15 protein-coding genes and 1 pseudogene are annotated in these 20,693 nt (G+C 33.2%); 11 read left to right on the top strand and 5 right to left on the bottom strand.

Features of this window, described 5'->3' with window-relative positions; all coding sequences use genetic code 11:
* The first annotated feature begins 275 nt into the window (after window positions 1-275).
* From H6F47_RS03640 to asnB (H6F47_RS03605), 8 genes and pseudogenes are all read left to right on the top strand, one after another.
* Complete coding sequence (locus H6F47_RS03640) at window positions 276-947, top strand: Uma2 family endonuclease (RefSeq protein ID WP_190647726.1); 672 nt, start codon at window positions 276-278, stop codon at window positions 945-947.
* A 35-nt stretch (window positions 948-982) separates the two neighbouring features.
* Window positions 983-1,729 carry a Uma2 family endonuclease gene (locus H6F47_RS03635; RefSeq protein ID WP_137667685.1) on the top strand — a complete coding sequence of 249 codons (747 nt, stop codon included), beginning with the start codon at window positions 983-985 and terminating at the stop codon, window positions 1,727-1,729.
* 269 nt (window positions 1,730-1,998) lie between these two features.
* A pseudogene (locus tag H6F47_RS03630) lies at window positions 1,999-2,518 on the top strand (hypothetical protein).
* Between the two features lie 278 nt (window positions 2,519-2,796).
* Window positions 2,797-3,588, top strand: coding sequence for a Uma2 family endonuclease (locus H6F47_RS03625; RefSeq protein ID WP_190647724.1), 792 nt, complete (start codon window positions 2,797-2,799; stop codon window positions 3,586-3,588).
* Between the two features lie 116 nt (window positions 3,589-3,704).
* On the top strand, window positions 3,705-4,460 hold the full coding sequence (locus H6F47_RS28370; RefSeq protein WP_190647723.1) for a DapH/DapD/GlmU-related protein: 756 nt from the start codon (window positions 3,705-3,707) through the stop codon (window positions 4,458-4,460).
* Window positions 4,457-5,626 (top strand): DegT/DnrJ/EryC1/StrS family aminotransferase, encoded by a 1,170-nt coding sequence (locus H6F47_RS03615; protein WP_190647721.1) that lies wholly within the window; start codon window positions 4,457-4,459, stop codon window positions 5,624-5,626. The genes H6F47_RS28370 and H6F47_RS03615 overlap by 4 nt, the downstream gene beginning before the upstream one ends.
* A 174-nt stretch (window positions 5,627-5,800) precedes the next feature.
* Entirely contained in the window at window positions 5,801-6,550 is a 750-nt protein-coding gene (locus tag H6F47_RS03610) for an ABC transporter permease (RefSeq protein WP_242027325.1), read from the top strand.
* 66 nt (window positions 6,551-6,616) lie between these two features.
* Window positions 6,617-8,521, top strand: coding sequence for an asparagine synthase (glutamine-hydrolyzing) (asnB, locus tag H6F47_RS03605; protein ID WP_190647717.1), 1,905 nt, complete (start codon window positions 6,617-6,619; stop codon window positions 8,519-8,521).
* 263 nt (window positions 8,522-8,784) lie between these two features.
* Here the strand turns inward: asnB (H6F47_RS03605) and H6F47_RS03600 are convergent, their stop codons facing one another.
* From H6F47_RS03600 to H6F47_RS03580, 5 genes are all read right to left on the bottom strand, one after another.
* Window positions 8,785-10,215, bottom strand: coding sequence for a glycosyltransferase (locus H6F47_RS03600; RefSeq protein WP_190647715.1), 1,431 nt, complete (start codon window positions 10,213-10,215; stop codon window positions 8,785-8,787).
* Window positions 10,205-11,221 carry a glycosyltransferase gene (locus tag H6F47_RS03595; protein WP_190647713.1) on the bottom strand — a complete coding sequence of 339 codons (1,017 nt, stop codon included), beginning with the start codon at window positions 11,219-11,221 and terminating at the stop codon, window positions 10,205-10,207. Before H6F47_RS03595 ends, H6F47_RS03600 begins: the two co-directional genes overlap by 11 nt.
* A complete protein-coding gene (gene wecB, locus H6F47_RS03590; protein WP_190647711.1) occupies window positions 11,218-12,300 on the bottom strand; it encodes a UDP-N-acetylglucosamine 2-epimerase (non-hydrolyzing) in 1,083 nt (360 codons plus the stop codon). The genes H6F47_RS03595 and wecB overlap by 4 nt, the downstream gene beginning before the upstream one ends.
* Window positions 12,301-12,428: 128 nt before the next feature.
* The gene (locus tag H6F47_RS03585) at window positions 12,429-14,189 is read right to left on the bottom strand and encodes a class I SAM-dependent methyltransferase (protein WP_190647708.1); all 1,761 of its coding nucleotides are present in this window, start codon (window positions 14,187-14,189) and stop codon (window positions 12,429-12,431) included.
* A 34-nt stretch (window positions 14,190-14,223) separates the two neighbouring features.
* The gene (locus tag H6F47_RS03580; RefSeq protein ID WP_190647706.1) at window positions 14,224-16,152 is read right to left on the bottom strand and encodes an ABC transporter ATP-binding protein; all 1,929 of its coding nucleotides are present in this window, start codon (window positions 16,150-16,152) and stop codon (window positions 14,224-14,226) included.
* Between the two features lie 213 nt (window positions 16,153-16,365).
* On the opposite strand from H6F47_RS03580, the gene H6F47_RS03575 reads away from it, so the two are divergent.
* Genes H6F47_RS03575 through H6F47_RS03565 form a run of 3 tightly spaced genes read left to right on the top strand, consistent with a single transcriptional unit; the run spans window position 16,366 to window position 20,654 of the window.
* Window positions 16,366-17,508, top strand: coding sequence for a hypothetical protein (locus H6F47_RS03575; protein WP_190647704.1), 1,143 nt, complete (start codon window positions 16,366-16,368; stop codon window positions 17,506-17,508).
* On the top strand, window positions 17,508-19,430 hold the full coding sequence (gene asnB / locus H6F47_RS03570; protein ID WP_190647702.1) for an asparagine synthase (glutamine-hydrolyzing): 1,923 nt from the start codon (window positions 17,508-17,510) through the stop codon (window positions 19,428-19,430). The genes H6F47_RS03575 and asnB (H6F47_RS03570) overlap by 1 nt, the downstream gene beginning before the upstream one ends.
* A 27-nt stretch (window positions 19,431-19,457) precedes the next feature.
* The gene (locus H6F47_RS03565; protein ID WP_190647701.1) at window positions 19,458-20,654 is read left to right on the top strand and encodes a glycosyltransferase family 4 protein; all 1,197 of its coding nucleotides are present in this window, start codon (window positions 19,458-19,460) and stop codon (window positions 20,652-20,654) included.
* Window positions 20,655-20,693: the final 39 nt, after the last annotated feature.

Here is a 20,693-nt window from a genome sequence, read left to right as displayed (position 1 = left end):
AGCAAAACAGTTAATTGCCCAAGCCAACCAACAAATTAATGATACAACCCCACCTTCACCCAAAGAAACCATGCCCACAATGTATGATTTACCTAGGGAATTAATAGGAGAATCAGGGTTGCCGGACGAATTTCATTGTATACAAGCGGATTTACTGACGGAAACTTGTCAACCGACCAATTATCAAACCTCAGCGTCAACGTGCAGATAAACTAGCAGCAAAATTGCGTGATTTAGGAATAGATCCTGATAGTTTAGTAAATTAGGAAAAAACTATGACTACAACTGTAAAATTAACTGATTTTAAGATTGAATATCCTAGTAGTGATGGTGAACCAGTGGCAGAAACTTATATACATCTCTATGCAATTTTAACAACCTTAGAAGTTCTCAAACAATACCTTACAGGTAGACAAGCAACGGTACTGGCAAATCAATTTTTATATTATGCCCAAGGTTTTCCCAAATTAAGAATAGCACCAGATGTCATGATCATTTTTGATGTGCCTTCTGGTGGTAGAGATAACTATAAAATTTGGGAAGAAGGACAAGTTCCTCAAGTAGTTTTTGAAATGACAAGTGCAGGAACTCAAAAACAAGATCAAGAATACAAGAAATTATTGTATGAACAATTAGGAATTTTAGAATATTGGTTATTTGATCCCAAGGGAGAATGGATAAATCAAAAATTACAAGGTTATCGTTTACAGGATGAGATTTATCAACCCATTACAGATAATTTATGTCAACCTTTGGGTTTGCGTTTAGAAGTAGAAGGGGAACTTTTAAGATTTTACCGTTTAGATACAGGGGATAAATTACTGATACCAACAGAACTTGCTGAACAGGCAGAAAATGAACGTAAACGGGCAGAAAGTGAACGCCAACGGGCAGATAAATTAGCAGAAAAATTGCGCTCTTTGGGAATAGATCCTGATACCTTATAATCAACGAACAATACCAAATTATCAACCTAAAATCTATGGCTTTAACCGCACAAGAAATAGAAGCATTAATGCCAGATTGCACCGAACTACTTAGCGATGAACCAGAAATGGAAAGTTCCTTACACTATACACAACTATTAATATTAGTAACTTGTTTAGAATGGTTGTGGAGAGATAGAGAAGATTTTTTCATTGGTGCAAATCTCACCATTTACTATAGCCGACAACAGTTAAAAAATCGAGACTTTAGAGGACCAGACTTTTTTCTTGTAAAAAATACTGAAAAACGTCCTCGTGCTTCCTGGGTAATATGGGAAGAAAACGGCAAATATCCCAATTTAATCATTGAATTACTTTCTGATTCTACAGCCAAAGTAGACAAGGGTTTGAAAAAACAGTTATATGCAAATCAATTTCACACACCTGAATATTTTTGGTTTTCACCTACGACATTAGAATTAGTGGGTTGGCGATTAGCAGGAAGTGAATATGAAAAAATCAACCCTTCTGAAAATGGCTGGTATTGGAGTCAAGAATTAGGATTGTATTTAGGAATTTGGGAAAATAAATTGAGGTATTTTAGCGTTGAAGGAAAATTAATACCCACACCTGAAGAGGCGAATTTAGAAGAAATTAGAAAAGTTGAAATTGAGCGTCAAAAAGTTGAAATTGAACGTCAAAAAGTTGAAATTGAGCGTCAAAGAGCAGATAAAGCTGAGAATAAAGCTGCTATTTTAGCTCAAAAGCTCAGAGAATTAGGTATAGAACCTGATAGTTTGTAATGAAAGTAATCTTTCTCAGTAAATACAGCAGATTACAGATCAATGAGGTACAGAATCAAAATTGAAACCTATACACAAAGCCTGTTTCACTCCTGACTCCTGACTTCTGCTGTATATCCCTGACTTTTCCAAGGAGTTGGGGATATTTGGTATAAATACTATTCCTATGGTTCATGAAAAGCTAATTCTGACAAATTGGCTAAAATTAATGCTGACAATCCTATAAAATGCCCGAATATCTTGGCTGTGGTGTGTAGTGGTATTTGAGGATGATCCTATCTATCAAAGACAATTTCACAAAATTGCAAGTCCAGCGTTATTGGGAACTGCTGCAAGTTTTAGTATCCCGAACTTTAAAAGTGCGTTATCGGGGTTCATTCCTTGGTGTTTATTGGTCACTTTTGAACCCATTAATAATGACAGGTTTATACACGGCAATTTTTGGCGTTACTTTTGCATCATATTATGGTAACTCGATCATCAACTATGGTAAGTGCCTTGTACGTCTTATTTAGAGATTTACCCTACTTTTATGAGTTAGTTGTGTTTGTGATTTGGATCAGTAGCCCTATCTTTTATCCAGCAGCGATCGTACCACCCCAAGTTAAGCCTTTTCTGAGTTGAAATCCCCTATCGCCTATAATTGAGAGTCTGCGGCAGATTACATTATCAGGTTCACACCCAGATTTAGGTTTAATATGGGGGGCGTTACTGAGTGGCATAATTATTTTGTCCTTAGGATGGACTTATTTTCATTTGTGGCGACATCAGTTTATGGATTTATTGTAAATAGACTTGTTTTGTTGATATAACTATTATTTGATACAGCAGTTTCCATTATTATCAGGTACAGATATTAATGATAAAACCCTTGTAGCACAGGCATACTTCGACATAGTTCGACTGCGCACTTCGACTTCGCTCAGTACAAGCTCACTAACCGCTCAGTACAAGTCTTTCCTGTTCATAATGTACATCGTGTAGATGGAATATGCTGTAATTGCAGACCATGAGATACGGATAGTTTATAATTAACTTAAAGATAGTAATTTATCCTAAGAAAATCTATGGCTTTAACCGCACAAGAAATAGAAGCATTAATGCCAGATTGCACTCAACTACTAAGCGACGAGCCAGAAATGGAAAGCTCATTACATTATACACAATTATTAATATTAGTAACTTGTTTAGAATGGTTATGGCGTGATCGAGAAGATTTTTTTATTGGTGCAAATCTTAGCGTTTACTATAGTCGTCAACAATTAAAAAACCGAGACTTTAGAGGACCAGACTTTTTTCTAGTTAAGGATACAGAAAAACGTCCGCGCCTGTCTTGGGTAATATGGGAAGAGGATGGTAAATATCCCAATGTAATCATTGAACTACTTTCTGATTCTACAGCGAAAGTAGATAAAGGATTGAAAAAACAATTGTATCAAAATCAATTCCGCACTCCTGAGTATTTTTGGTTTTCCCCAAATACTTTAGAATTAGTAGGATGGCGATTAACAAACAGTGAATATAAATCTATTTCCCCATCAGAAAATGACTGGTATTGGAGTCAGGAGCTAGGTTTATACTTAGGGGTGTGGGAAGATAAGTTAAGATATTTTACAGTTGAAGGAAAGTTAGTACCTACACCAGAAGAAGCTAATTTAGAAGAAATTAGAAAAGCTGAAATTGCCCTCCAAAGAGCAGAAATTGAAGAACGAAAAGCTGAAGCTGAACGTGAAAAAGCTGAAGTTGAACGCCAAAAGGCTGAAGCTGAACGCCAACGTGCTGATGAAGCAGAGAATAAAGCCGCTATTTTAGCTCAAAAATTGCGAGAATTAGGTATTGAACCTGATAGTTTAAGTTAAACTAATGCTAAAAATAGGATATAATCTCGAAGTTACTCAGCGGATTACGCTTTGACAGTATTATGCTGTGTGATCAAATCACAACTAAACCTGCTTAAAAAGCAATCATAGCAATAATGAATAATTCCCTTGAAAACTTGCATAAACTAAAACAAAAAATTATTGACCATCAAGCCATTGTTGGGGTAGTAGGTCTAGGATATGTAGGTTTACCATTTGCTGTGGAAAAAGCTAAAGTTGGCTATCAAGTTCTCGGTATAGAACAAAACCCAGCGAGGGTTGAACGGATCAACATGGCAGATAATTACATTACAGATGTTAAAGATGAGGATTTAAAAAAAGTTGTCAGTAGCGGTAAACTACTGGCGGTGACAGATTTTGAAAAAGTTTTAGAAAGTGATGTTATCGTTATCTGTGTTCCCACTCCCCTAGTTGCTAATAACGTTGTTATTGGTAACAACTGCAAAATTCAAAACAACGTCTCTTTATATGAAGGAGTGATATTAGAAGACTACGTTTTTTGTAGACCAAGTATGGTATTTACGAATGTGAAAACACCCCGTTGCGAGTTTCCCCGTAATACAAGTAATGATTATCACAGAACATTAGTCAAACGTGGTGCAAGCATTGGTGCAAATGCTACTATTGTTTGTGGAGTAACCTTACATGAATGTGCTTTTGTTGCTGCTGGAGCAGTAGTAACAAAAGATGTCCCACCTTATGCTATGGTAGCGGGAGTACCGGCAAAAATAATTGGTTGGATGAGTGCTTACGGTGATGTGTTAGAGTTTGATGCTGATGGGTATGCCATTGATTCCACAGGTAGTAAATATCAACAAATATCGGATACAGAAGTAATTAAAATCTCATGAGCCAAAATAAAATTCCTGTTCTTGATTTAAACCCACAATATGAATCTTTGAAAACGGAGATTCAAGCCGCTATTAATCGTGTTCTCGAATCTGGTCAGTTTATTATGGGATCAGATGTAAAATTATTTGAGCAGGAAGTATCTGAATATTTAGGAGTTAAACACGCGATCGCTGTCAATTCTGGTACAGATGCTCTAGTAATTGGGTTAAGGGCTTTGGGTATTAGTGTAGGTGATGAAGTAATTACTACACCGTTCTCTTTTTTTGCTACAGCAGAATCAATCAGTAATGTTGGTGCTACCCCCGTATTTGTAGATATTGACCCCGAAACTTTTAATATTGATCCAGAAAAAATACAAGAAAAAATTACACCTCAAACCAAAGCCATTATGCCAGTTCATCTTTATGGCAACCCGGCAGCAATGGCAAAGATTATAGATATTGCCCAAGCACATAACTTAAAAGTTATTGAAGATTGCGCCCAGTCTTTCGGTGCTAAATATTTTGGTAGTTGTTTAGGTTGTGAAGATAAATGTCAAGAAATCACTCGTACGCAAATAGTTGGTAAACATACTGGTACTATTGGTAATGTAGGAGCTTATTCTTTTTTTCCATCTAAAAACTTAGGTGCTTATGGTGATGGTGGTTTAATTGTTACCGATGATGATCAAATTGCCGAAACTGCCAGAATGCTCAGAGTACACGGATCTAAGAAAAAATATCACAACGAAGTTTTAGGTTATAATTCTCGGCTGGATACTTTGCAAGCTGCTATTTTACGAGTTAAATTACCTCACATTGATAATTGGAATAATGGCAGAAGGACAGTAGCTAAAACCTATAATCAGTTATTAGCGGATATTCCTGGTATCATTACACCACAAATATCCGAAGGTCATGTTTTCCACCAATATACAATTAGGGTTTTAGACGGTAAACGTGATGCAGTGCAGAAGTATTTAACTGAACAGGGTATTGGTTCAATGATTTATTATCCAGTTCCTCAAGATCAGTTACCAGTTTATCAGGGTAAATATCCAGTTAATTCTGTTAGTGATCTATTAGCCACTCAGGTACTAAGTTTACCAATTTGGACAGAATTAGATGAAGTCACCATTAAGCAGGTTGTAGAGAATATTAAAAAAAGCCTGAGTTTGGAAATCTAATCATGTTGAGTATTGCAATCAATAAAAAACTAACTCAGTCAGAAAATTAATTGGTAAAATATGCTCAAAAAGATTTTTTATGTAAGCTTTCTCAAAAGGTTAATACATTCTTTCTATCTACTATATTTTGAGATAATTCTGCCCCCATTTTATACTTTATGGCGGCATCGTTCTATGTTGTATCAAACAACTATTAATGAAATCAAAACTCGTCATGCAGGTTCTGTTTTAGGACTGTTATGGTTATTAGTATATCCTTTATTATTTTTAGGAACTTATGCCATTGTTTACATCTACATTTTTAAAGTTAGGTTTCCCACATTAGGTTCTAATGAATATATAGCCTTGATTTTTTGTGGTTTAATACCTTTCTTGGGTTTTTCTGAAGGTTTAAGTTATGGTGTAAGTTCAGTAGTTGCCAGTTCTAATCTGATCAAAAATACTTTGTTTCCCATTGAGTTAGTTCCTGTAAAAGCAGTATTTGTTGGTCAAGCAACTCAAGTGGTAGGAATGGGCGTATTATTAATAGTATTGTTAATACTGGGTAAACTTTCCATATTTTCTCCATTTTTTATCATAGTTTGGATTTGTCAGTTATCCTTTTCTCTAGGTTTAATTTGGATTTTATCTAGTTTAAATGTTTACCTCAGAGATATACAAAATCTAGTTGCTGTAATGACTTTAATTTTAATGATGCTCAGTCCTATTGCTTATACAGAAGCGATGGTACCAGCAGCAATGCGACCCTTTTTAGCTCTTAATCCTCTTTACTACATCATCATTTCTTATCAATCAGTATTAATGCTTAATCAGTTACCTCCAGGAAGGATTTTAATTCCTTTAGTCAGTATGTCATTATTTATGTTTATTGTGGGTTTTTGGTTTTTTAGTAAAATGAAAAAACTGTTTAGTGATCATGTTTAATTCATACATGAATTGTGGGAATATCTTGCTAAGTTTAAAAAATTAAAAAGTTAAAAAAGGTTTTTTATGTGTGGTGTAGCGGGAGTTATTAATCTTGATTATGATTCAATTCCTAATCTTAATCGCAGATTAGCATTAATGAATGAATTACAAAGCCATAGGGGTCCAGATGGCGAAGGTATTTGGCCCCATCCTGATCAACACATTGGTTTTGCTCATCGTCGTTTGAGTATTATAGACTTGAATACTGGTAGTCAACCAATGAGAGATAACGTTGGTAATTGGATTACTTACAATGGTGAAATTTATAATTATTTAGAATTAAGACAGGAATTAGGAGTTAAAAACTTTCTTACTAATTCAGACACTGAAGTAATTTTACACGCTTACCGTCAATGGGGAAATGATTGTGTAAACCACCTCAGAGGAATGTTTTCCTTTGCTATTTGGGATGAATCAAATCAAGTTTTATTTGCAGCCAGAGATCGTTTTGGTATTAAACCATTTTACTATACAATAGTTGATAAAGTATTATATTTTGCATCAGAAGCCAAAGCCCTATTACCTTTTATCAAAAATTTAGAAATAGATTTAGAAGGATTCAAAGATTATTTAACTTTTCAATTTTGTTTGGAAGGTAAAACATTATTTAAAGGTATAAATGAACTGTTACCAGGACACCTTTTACAAGTAAATAATGGAATTGTTAATATTCGCCGCTATTGGGAAGTTTATTACAATATAGATTTTGATCATACAGCTAAATATTTTGAAGATCAAATCAGACATCTTTTATCAGAATCAGTGGAATTACATTTAAGAAGTGATGTACCACTGGGAGCTTATGTTAGTGGAGGTTTAGATTCTAGTATTATTGCTGCTTTAGCTCATCAAAACTCTGAAAGTAAATTTTTAGGATTCACAGGTAAATTTTCGGTAAGTGAAGATTACGATGAAAGTAGATATGCTAGAGCATTAGCCGAATGGAGTGGTTTTGATTTACATGAATTAGATATTAAATCTACAGATTTTATCGAGAATATTCGTCAGGTTATTTATCATTTAGATTACCCTGTAGCTGGACCCGGTTCATTTCCTCAATATATGGTTTCTAAAATGGCTAGTAACCATCGTAAAGTTGTGTTAGGTGGACAGGGTGCAGATGAAATATTTGGCGGTTATACTCGCTATTTAGTGGCTTATTTTGAACAATGTATTAAAGGTGCGATTGAAGGAACAATGAACTCAGGAAAGTTTATTGTTACCTATGAATCTATTATTCCTAACTTAACTGCTTTAAAAAATTATAAACCTATGCTCAAACAATTTTGGCAAGAAGGTTTATTTGAAGATTTACAACATCGTTATTTCCGCTTAATTAATCGTGCGCCTTCTTTGGGTGATGAAATTAACTGGGAAGCATTGAAGGGATATCATCCTTTTGAGTCTTTTAAAAAGGTTTTCTTGTCGGAAAATGTAGGACAAGAATGTTATTTTGATAGTATGACTCACTTTGATTTCAAAACCTTATTACCTGCTTTATTGCAAATAGAAGATAGAGTGAGTATGGCTCATGGTTTAGAATCCAGAGTTCCATTTTTAGATCATCCTTTGATTGAATTGGCTGCTACTATTCCGGCTAATATTAAGTTTACTAATGGAACAATGAAACGGATATTGAAAGATTCCATGAGTTATTGTTTGCCTGATGTGATTACAAACCGTCAAGATAAAATGGGTTTTCCTGTACCTTTAGTACAATGGATGAAGGAAGATATTAGGGACTTTATCTTTGATACTTTTTCTTCTCAAAAGGCCTTGAATCGTGATTTAATTGATAATAAAAAAGTATTAGCAGGTTTAGAGAAGGAATGGAAGTTTGGGCGTAAGATTTGGGGATTGTTATGTTTAGAATTATGGCAACAAGAATTTTTTGATAAAAGAATCAGCCAATGCTTTAATGATATCTAAGAAAACAAATATCGACTCTTGAGTAGATTTTATGTAGAGAAAGTAAATTGACAGAAATTAAGGGTAAACAATTTTCATCAATAGCAGCGTGAAACAGTTGGAATAAAGGATATACAAACAGATTAGCCACTAATATAGTAGAACAAGTACAAATATTAGACATCTCCGAAAACCATCTAACCTTCACCATGACTGCTTTTGAGGAAATGAAGGTTAAGTGCAAAGATAATCAGATTATACGCCAGAATTAGTGCAGAAAATGTCTATTTGGATATATTTCTGTAAATTTCTAATAGCTTTAGTGCTTCAGCTTCCCATAAAAAATTATGTCCTTTTTCTGATAAATTTGTCTTAAAATATTCTAGCTTATCAAAAGGGAAATTATTTAAAGCTTCAGCAAAACTTTCAGGTGTATCCATATCAAATGCTATCCCAAACCCATTAGTTTCTATAATACTTTTCACAAAGGGAAGATTATTACAAATGATAGGCAACCTAGACACAATAAATTCATATAGTTTATTAGGAGAAGCATATTTAGTATTGGGATCAAGTTTAAATGGGTAAGGAATAATTCCTATGTCTGCTGATGCTGTATAAGACAGTAACTCAGCTTGATTTTTTGTAGGAACAAAAATAACTTTCTGTTTGATATTTAAACTCTCAGCTATTTTTTTTAAGTCTTCCTTAAAATCACCATATCCCATCATAACTAATTTAATGGGTTTATCTACCTGTGCTAATCCTTTGACTAAGTTCTGAAGATTTCTTGCAGGACTAATCCAACCTTGATAAAGTAATATGATATCCTCTTTTGAAATTGAGTATTCTTGTCTAAATCTATCATATTGATGATTATGAAAATCTGAATTAATTATCATTGCATTTTGTATTACTTCTATACTTATATTGTTATAACTTTTCGATATTTCATCTGCCAACATTGGGTTAACTGTAATACGAGCATCGGTATATTTAATATTTATAGATTCTGTTTTTCTTAAATTTTTCTGCTGTAATGGAGTTAAACAATCTTGTTCAGAGTAAAATTCGTGCATATCATAAATCAAAGGAACATTCAAAGCTATTTTGATCTCAACTCCTGCTTTCAACATAGGTAAGTCATGGACATGAATAATATCAGGACGATAAAATAATCCTTTTTTGAAAAAAAGGTATTCATATCCATTCAAATCACTAAAAATAGGATACATTTTTACTGTAAATTGAACAGACAAATTAATGGTTTTTGCTATAGATGTAATGAAAAAGTTTTTAGTTTTAAGAGTTATGTTAATAAACAATAACACAGGTTTAAAAATAAGAATATAAATTAATTTGGAGAGTAGTTGAGTTAATAAGCCATAAATACTGTTCAAAGCTAAACATATTTTGCTTGCAGTTACATCTACTCCACTAGAAATTTGATTGAGTGAACTAATTAAGTAATTTTGACTCTTGTACAAAACAGTAAGTCGTTGATCTATTCCTTCATATTTGATTCTTTCAACTTTTACTCTTCCTTCAACTTCAAATAAATCTTCACTTTTTCCATCCCATCCTGCTAATAAATAAACTTCATATCCTTCATCTATTAAAGTTTCAGCTTCAATTAATATACGCCGATCTATCATTACATCGGGGGTTAACATTAATACTCTTTTACCTTGGGAGGGAATTTTATTAGTCCACATTTTCGTAATACTCCAAACACTGAATTGCTATTTTAGAAGGGTGATGAAAACTACGGGCGTAATTTATACCTGAATTACTATAATACTCTAATTTGTCTCGATTATCATATATATCCATTAAAACTTCTTCTAAGTTATCGGGATTTGCGTTGATAAGTGGTGGTTCTTCAGGATATTTATCTAGTAAATTCTCTCTTAGATATACTATTGTTGGTACACCTAACGCCATCATTTCAGCAGAAAGTAATCCATAAGCACCAACTAACAATTGGTCTATAGCTATATCAGCACTTTTATATATTTTTAATGCTTCTTTATGAGGAACATTTTCTATAAGTTTTAACTCAATATTCAACCCTTTATTTTTTAAGTTATCAATACATTTCAAAATAAAGTCAGTTCCTTTTATTTTGCGATTGCTTGGTGCATGAGCAATAATTAAAGAATTATTCTTTGTTTTTTCAATGCTTTTTGTCTCTACTAAAATTTGATCAATAATCTCAAAATCTACTACTTGAGGAAGTAGAATTGACCGTTCCACAAATTCGAGTAAATCAGGTGTAGAAACAAAGTTAACAATACCGTAATCCCTAGAAATTTCATAAGCAACCTGACGATTTTTACTACAAAGTTTAGGGAAACAATTAGCGCAAGCTGAAATAGGATATTTCATAATGGTCGCTTTTTCATCTCGGATATCACAACCACAAAAATAGAAAAATATTTTTTTACCTAAACGAGATAACCAAGGAACATCAGCTAAACTAGAACCTAGTAAACTTTCGCCAAAATAAAACTGAAAAATATCAAAATCTTTAATAAAAGAGATGGTCTTTTGTAATCTTTCAATTGGGGAATAATAATTTTCCAAACTAAAATCTGATTGGAAATTATACACATTATTGGCAAAGCTATAAGAATAAGCTTGATGTCCTAGCTCTGATTGTTTTGTTGCTATAACACCTGCCATTCCCCCAATATTTTGCGGACAGTGTAAAATTTTCATAACAAATTTGCCTCCATAATATCAACTATTTTTTGAGCAACATCTGTTGAACCATAAAATTGTTGATCAGTTAATAAGTTCGCATCACAAATTTTCCATAAATCACACGAATCATTTCCTGGTAAATACAGTGAAGCCCATCCACTATCCACAATTTCTGTCCATTCAGTATTGTCTCGTAAAATAACTCCTTGTTTATGCCAATAAAAAGCTTCTCTTTGTACGCCTCCTGAATCTGTTAAAATCTTGATAGCAGAACTTTCTAAAGCTAACATATCAAGATAACCAACAGGAGGGATTAACTGAAAAGGTTTTTGTTGAATTATGTGTTCTAAATTAAACTCAACCAATTTTTTATATGTTCGTGGATGTACAGGAAATACAACTGTCCACGGAGAAGTAGCTATCACTTTGAGATAATCATATAACCTTTTTTGATTATCAACATTTTCGGCTCGATGAAGAGTGAGCAAAACATATTCATTTTGTTTTAAATTATATTGTTGTAAATTTTGTTCAACTCTTGCTAATGCCTCTTTCTGGAATTTATAAAAGCATTGAGCCAATAAATCTCCTGAAAGATAAACTCCCTTAACAATATTTTCTTGTGCAAGATTGTTTTGACTAACAGAACTAGGACAAAACAATAATTTACTTACATGATCGGTTAAAACACGATTAATTTCTTCTGGCATTTTTTTGTCAAAAGAGCGCATTCCTGCCTCCACATGAACAACAGGAACATGAAGCTTAGAAGCTGCTAATGCTCCTGCTAAAGTTGAGTTTGTATCTCCATCTACTACTACAGCATCATATTTATTTTCTAGTAAATGCTTTTCAATTCCCTGAATCATTGAAGCTGTTTGTTCTCCGTGATTTGCAGAACCCACTCCTAAATTAATATCAGCTTTAGAAAGATTGAGGTCTCTAAAGAACTGCTGACTCATCCGATCATCATAATGTTGTCCTGTATGAAGTAAGATTTCCTGATGTCCTCGTTTTTTCAATTCTTGTGTCAATGGTTTTGCTTGCATAAATTGAGGTCTAGCACCAACGATACGAAGTAATTTTAGTTTCATACCTATTAATTTAATATTGATTGCTGATTAATTTGATAATAATGGTTAACAATAAAACGCATCTTTATGGATATAATTAAGATATATCCCTAGTTTACTTGCATAACCAAAATTATATACTTTAATATCTATTTTAGTTTAAGATTACCAAGTTTTTGAGTAATTGCATCATAAACAGATATACCATGATAGTAACCAAAACCTAAATTAGATTCTGTTTGTGCTGAATTATCTTCAACATTATTAATGATATCCTCTGGGTATACATTATCAAGAATTGGTAAGATAATACTTGAACAATCATCTTCTGTGTTGTTACGGTACAATCCTGAGCATAAGTCAAATATTTTACCTTGTTCAACATACCAAACTTTGTTTACTTTATCCAATGTTTTTTGAGAAATTTTCAAATGATATTTTTTATTATCTCGTTTCGTAGTAGATGGTATAATATTTACAACATCTTTGTATTTCATTGCAGTGAATTGAGAGCATAACTGAGAATCAATAATTTTATGAAGTTGTAAGTCAACATTATAATTACTCGTATTTGATGGTATCTTCGGCATCCAAATCAAATCAACTATAATTCCAAAAGGAGTGATAAATTTATCATCTGGATACAAGATAATAGGCATTAGTGCATTAATAGTATGTGATCGGACTTTAATAGATCCTATTTCTTTTGAGTCATTGGGAGGAACAGCGTAAACAATGGCTTTTAATGTGCCATCTATCTTTGATGTGAAAAATAGTTCGAGGTTGACCACTTGATTGTTTGGTTCTGGAGGGAATATAAACCTTAAAGTTGTGGCGTTATTGGTAGATTTAAAGTTCTTATTTTTATCTGGTTTCCAAATGAGATCCGAATTAGGAGATAGTATTAGTTCGCCATTATCAACCACATAGGATTCTTTTCTAAATAAATCTGCTCCTGAGCGGACAACATTCGCATTTGTAAAGTCAATTTCATAAATTGATTGAACACTCAAAACGACAAAATCTTCTTGTGTTAAATTGCAATTTTCTTTTGTAAATACCCATATTCCATCAGAGATGTGTGGTTTTTCCATCACTTCCATGTTTGAAATAGGTAAAGTCAAGACTCCCATTTCTTCAGAGATCAAGCCAAATAAATTTCTGTTTTGGGCAGCATAGGGGCTAAGAAGTAGAGATAAATTGGGTGTGGCAGCAGGTTTTGAACGACTAAAGGAAGTTTTGCACTGAGGACAAATAGTTTGATGTTGATGAGAAACACAAGCACCACTTCCAACCATCAGATTTCCCACACCTGGAGGAATATAAGGTTTAGAATCACCAAAAGGTAAAAATCTCATGCTTCTACCTCTCATATAGTTGGATAGCAGTGATTCCCAGACTTTAAGGTTGAATCGAGTAAGGTGATAATAGGGACTAAATATACAGCCACAGTATGGGCATATAGTTCTTACGGCATCTGATTCGAGAAAAGGACTAACTAACAAAATAGCACCCCTGCTAACTCTGTGAATTTCTCCAATCACAGTAGTTAGTTTGTCTGGTATGATATGCTCTAAAACGTCAATAGAAAAACATAAATCAAAAAAGTCATCTTGAAAAGGCAGGGATTCTAGGTCACTATGATATGTTTTGAGTGGTGGAGTTAGATAACTTAATGCCTCTTGACTGATGTCAACACCATATCCTTCAAGAAATGGATATTTAGATATAAGCTGCTTTAAAACAATTCCATCTCCACATCCTAAATCAAGAATTCTCGATCCAGATGGAAGTTCTTGGCACAAAGAATCTAATACATTTAATACCTGCAACTGAACTAGGGTTAGTTCTCGGTCTCCCCACAATTCACTATTTTCATAATATTGTTTGTCATTGCTATTTGAAGTCATTATCTTCAAGGGTAAAGTATGATTTTAACTTATTTTAATAAATATTGTGTATCCATTCTACATCTGCTCTGCACATTCCTAAATCAATAGCTATTTTTTCCGGCTGTTCCACAACGATCTCGTATTTTCGATCATGCAAAATATAAGCTGTTCTCTCTGTGTCTTGAGACTGATAGTTAAGCGGTGGGAAAACAGCAATACTTATTAAATAACTTCCTTTACCTAAAGGAAGATATGGTATTCTCAAAGTCACACGACCTCTATCACCTTTTTTCAAAATTGCTGTTATTCCACCTTGTATTCCTGATAATGCTTGTAATGCGATAATCCCATATCTATGAATACAAACTACAAACTCAGATTCTATGGATTCTGCTAAAATCAGATATTCTATATTTATCAATAAGGGTTGAAAACTCTGAAAAAAACTTTTTTCTACTCCTGTATCATCAGTCAATGAAACTTTCTCAAGTAATACTTCTCCTTTGAATATCTCTGCATCAGTGCTATAATTTAAAGGTGGTATATATTTAACATTTTCATTTATTGCTTTTGAACTATCCGTTATAATATTTTCATTTTTTTCTATGTGAGATTTGACTTGATTTATAGTTGTGTACTGTGAGTTCTCACTATTAAAGTTTGTATACGCCAAATCATTAGCTTTCATGAAATTATTAATTATGTGCTTGTCTACGCATTCATTCAATTCAAAAATAGCAGAATCAAAAGAATCAACAATAGATGAAATGTCTATTGCTTTTGATAAAACATAATTGTAGCCATCAAAGATTTCTAATTTTGCTTTAGAACCCTTATAACCTCTACCTTTAATAGATATTTCTACTGTGTTGGGTGAAGAAATTCCACCAATATTAAACACAATCGCTGAACCATAGCCGGCATTAATCGTAATAGGACGACTATGAGTATCATCTGAAATTCTTATTGGTTGTCCCCAAAGACTAGAAAACTTATCAATTAAGATAAAGCTATCATATTCATAGGAATTGTCTTGAGGTTCACCAACTTTAACAATTAATGGCTGTTGTTCTGGCAATGATAGTTTCACTGAAATTATTTCAATTGGTAAGCCTTCTATCCAGATAAAACGCAATATGAATTGAAGTAATTTGTCTCGCAATTTTATCGTTGATTGATTTGAACTAACAGCTAACCTAGCATTCTTAGTTCGCAGTCTCTGTTCTGTAAGCTCTCTAATCATTTGAGCGTATTTTCTGGATACTTGTGCAGTTTCTCCCTCCATTTTTTTTGTTCCACGTTCTATCCACAAGCATCGGTCACAAAGCATTTCAACACTGGATATATCATGACTGACGAATAAAACTGTTGCTCCTGATTGTTCTGTCAATTTTTTCATTCTTTCCACACACTTTCCTGCAAAATAAGCATCTCCAGCTCCCAAAATTTCATCAATAATTAGAATTTCTGGCTGAACCGATGTAGCTGTAGAAAAAGCTAACCGAGCATACATACCTGCTGAATAAGTTTTAATAGGTTGATCAATAAATTCCTCTAGTTCTGAAAAATCTATAATCTCTTCTTCCAAATCTTGAATCACTGCTGGAGATAACTCTTGATAAGCAAGAGAAGCTCGGATATTCTGACGACCTGTAAATTCTGGATGAAACCCAGTTCCCAGTTCCATTAGCGCTTGCACTCTACCCATAACTTCTACCCTACCTTCTGTGGGTGCAACATTACCAGTAATGATTTTCAGTAATGTGCTTTTACCAGCACCATTGCGTCCAATTAGTCCTAATCTCTCTCCTTTTTTTACTTCTAGGTTCAAACCACGTAAAGCCCAAAATTCCTGGTAATATTGTTTGCGCCAGAACAACCAACGATTTATGCCAAAAGCATCTAGCACTTTGTCAGTTGGATTCTGGTACAATCTGTACATCTTACCTAAATCATGGATCTTTATCGTTGGTTCTGTCATCCTTACATTTTACCTATAATCGTTGATCAGCAATTATATCATAGATGTATGTAATTGACTAATAGATTCTTTCGGCTAAGTATGAATTTTTTTTTGACTTTCTTTATAAACTGCTGTATAATGACGCAGTTTTATGTATAAATTTACAATCAGGAGCAGTAATCCCTTCCATTTTCCATTTACATATTTTACTTGAGTCTACTTGGTATAAAAATGTCGCAACCTAATATTTGTATTCTTGCTTTCTCTGATTTAAGTATTGATGCTCGCGTAACTAGACAAATAAAAGCATCTGTTGTTAAGGGTATTGTAACAGTTGTTGCACTTACTCAGTCTAATAATAGCAATGTCCACTCCGTTATCCTAAAAACAAGGAAAAATATCCTTACTAAAATTAAGTTTCTTCTATACTTATTTGCTCATAGATATGAACAATTTTATTGGTCTCAAACTATAGTAAAAGAGGTTATTTCTAAATTAGAAAGCTATAATTTTGAAATCTTTATTGCTAATGACTTAGAAACTTTACCTTTGGCGATTTATCTGGCAAAAAAATCAGGATCTCAAATTTTTTTTGATGCCCATGAATATGCACCTTTAGAGTTTGAAAATAGGTGGTTCTGGAAATACTTACATCAACCTTTTAGAGAATATTTGTGTTGTCAATATTTACCACAAGTAGATGTGATGACTACTGTTTGTGATGGAATTGCTAAAAAATATCAAGAAAAATACTTAATTGATTCTCAAGTTGTACTTAATGTTCCACCTTACCAGTATATTCCTTATCATCAAGTTGCTAACTCTCATCAGATCAAATTAATTCATCATGGTAGTGCATCACCTGAGAGGCAGATGGAAAAAATGATTGAAATGATCCCTTATTTAGATTCAAGATTTCATGTAAACTTTATGCTTCTAGGCAAATCTGAATATATTAGAAAACTGCAAGATTTAGCTGAAGATATTGCTCCTGGCAGAGTTACTTTTCATAAACCTGTGGCTATAGACACAATTTGCAATAAATTATCTGATTATGATGTAGGATTTTATTTACTGCCTCCTATTGGATTTAATTACATATATTCTATGCCTAACAAATTATTTGATTTTATTATGTCTGGCTTATGCGTTGCTGTTGCTCCCTCAATAGAAATGAAAAAAATAGTAGAACATTATCAATGCGGAGTTGTAGCTAGTGATTTTCAACCTGAAAGTTTAGCAGCAGTAATTAACAATCTTTCTACTGAAGATATTAATGCTAAAAAACAAGCATCACTCGCAGCAGCAAAAATATTAAATGCTGAAATTGAAAGTCAAAAAATTCAAAATATTATAGAGAGTTTACTAAAATAATGTGTGGCATTACAGGCATTTGGAATCAAAATCTTCAACTCATCAATAGGGATATCCTCAAATCATTTACTGATATTACCAGCCATCGCGGACCAGATGATAGCGGTTTTTACTTTGCTGATGATCTTGGTTTAGCTTTAGGCCATCGTCGCCTTGCTATTTTAGACCTATCAGCAGCCGGACATCAACCAATGGCTAGTCAAGATAGAAAAATCTGGTTAGTATTCAATGGTGAAATTTATAATTACCTAGAATTAGCAGCAGAATTAACAAATCATGGTTTCTCTTTTCAGAGTCATTGTGATACAGAAATCATTATTGCTGCTTACCAGACGTGGGGTTTTGATTGTGTAAACCGCTTTAATGGAATGTTTGCTTTTTTGCTGTGGGATGACAGGAAAAAATTACTTTGGGCAGTACGAGATCGCTTTGGTATTAAACCTTTATATATCTATCAAAAACCGAATCAATTAATTGCCTTTGCCTCCGAAATTAAACAATTTACAACCTTACCCCAATGGCAAGCAGAAATCAACCCCCAAAAAGTCTATGATTTTCTTGCCTATGGAGTATTTGATCATACCCAAGAAACCCTATTTCAATCAGTTTGGCAACTGCGCGGAGGCGAATATCTTACACTTTCTTTAGATCAAAATGATGATAACTTTGGCAAGATAAAAGTAAAATCCTGGTATAAATTACCCCAACATTCTATAGAATTACCTCTTGATCAAGGAAAAAATACAGTAAGAGAATTATTAACAGATGCAGTTAAATTAAGATTACAAGCAGATGTAACTATCGGTTCATGTCTTTCCGGTGGACTAGACTCTTCCTCTATAGTTTGTTTAGCTGATCAAATTCGCAAAAAACAAAATACATCCTATCCTTTTCAAACTTTCTCCGCTTGTTTTGACATTCCCCAATGTGATGAACGTCCCTATATTAATTCAGTTGTAGAAAGCACAAATATTCAACCCCATTACATATTTCCTGACCCATTGGAACTATTCAATTTACTTGATAAAATTACCTGGCATCAAGATGAACCATTTTGTTCTACTAGCATATTTGCCCAATGGTGTGTTTTTCAACAAGCCCATACATCAGGAGTAAAAGTTATGTTAGATGGACAAGGATCAGATGAATATTTTGCAGGTTATCATGGGTTTTATGGGGCTTTGTTTAAATATCTGTTACAAAAAAAGCAGTTAATAAACTTATCAAAAGAAATCCTATTTTCTTATCGTTATCAAGGTTCTACTAAGTTTCTCAAAAGTGTAGAATCTATTTTACCTCAAACCATCCGTCAAGTAATTAGACAAATTTTAGGCTATCCATCAGCAACCAACTTTCCCTTTTGGATTAATTCAGATAAAATGCGATCGCTAGACATTAACCCTCACGATCCTTTTAAAATATTAGATCAATTACATCAAACAGATACACCAATTCAAAATTTATCAGCCTTACAACTAACAAATACCAGCTTACCCATGTTACTACATTGGGAAGATCGCAACTCAATGGCACATTCAATTGAAGCAAGAGTACCTTTTTTAGACTATCGTATAGTAGAATTTGTCTATGGATTAGATGACAGTCTAAAAATTAAAAATGGTGAAACTAAAACAGTGTTAAGATCCGCTATGACAGGCATAATTCCCGATTCTGTCAGAAACAGAAAAGATAAAATGGGTTTTGTTACTCCCGAATATCTTTGGATGCGCGAAACATTGTATAATACCTTCCAGTCAGAACTTCAAGAAGCTATTACCACCCTTGAAATCTGGTTACATCCCCAACTAATTAACCAAATATTTGCAGATATAATTGCAGGTAAACGGTTATTTAATCCCATTATTTGGCGCGTAATTAACTTTAGCCGTTGGGTAAAAGTTTTTAATGTTAAAGTTCTCTAAATTCATCCAAATAACATATCATAATTTATGAAAATTCTTATTATTTCCACACTCAACTTATCTCATTCTAATGGTGGTACAGTACATTTTACATCTATTTCTCAAGAATTTCGCCGTGCTGGACATATTTTAGATGCCATTATTCCTAGCACCAATAACCAAGCAATTGATCAGCAAATAACTGCCAAATATTTTGATAAAGTCACTTTCTCTAGTAATAAATTAAGTAAATTACTTCCCATCAGTAAAACTAGTATTAATAGCTTATTACAAATATTTACAGTATTACAACAAAATCCTAATGATTATGATTGGGTATATTTGCGAAGTAATTTATTATCATGCTTTGTGTTATTAGCCTTAAAATTGAGAGGATTTAAAAAAATTGTCAGCGAACATAATGGTTGGTTTGTTGATGAACTTACCATGATGGGAGTTTCTGATTGGCAACAAATTGTCATTAAGTATCTACAGATTAGAGATGCTAAATTAGCAACATTAGTAAGAACAGTAGTTCCTAATATTAAAGAAAAACTGATAGAAAATGGTATAGATCGTCAAAAAATATTCGTCGCTGGTAATGGCACAGATATTAACTTATTTCAGCCTAAAAACCGACAAGAAATACTTAATAAACTCAACTTAAATCCAGAATGTTTTTACTTAGGATTTATTGGTGATCTTGAACCTTGGCAAGGTGTAGAAGTTGCCATTAATGCCATGTCTAAAATTTATGATAAATATCCAGAAACTTGTTTATTATTAATAGGAGGAGGAAGACAACTGAACTATTTAAAAGAAACTTATGGAAATTTAGAATATATTAAATTTATGGGAGTAGTTCCCTACCAACAATCTAACGATTATATTAACTGTTTTGATATAGCCTTATTGCCAAAACAAGGTTTAGATGAGATTGGTTATTCTCCAATTAAACTTTACGCTTATGCTGCTGCTGGTAGAGCAATATTAGCTTCAGATATTAGAGGAATTAAAGAATTAGAACCGAGTAAGTTTTTAGTATTACATCAACCCGGTAATTCTCAAGATTTAGCCGCAAAAGCAATAGAAATGATATCCAACCGAGAAAAATTATCTCAGATGGGTATTATAGCACGTGAATATGCCGAAAAACATTTTTCATGGCAATTAGTCACAGACAAAATTATTCAAGCAATTGAGAATTATGATTTGCAGAAGCAATTAAGGAATGAATCAAAGTAATTTACAGATAGTTTTTTAGAAATTATTAGTTACTTTTAA

This window comes from Sphaerospermopsis sp. FACHB-1094 (genome assembly GCF_014696195.1).
Lineage (GTDB): Bacteria > Cyanobacteriota > Cyanobacteriia > Cyanobacteriales > Nostocaceae > Sphaerospermopsis > Sphaerospermopsis kisseleviana.
This window is presented reverse-complemented; position numbering and strand designations above follow the sequence as displayed.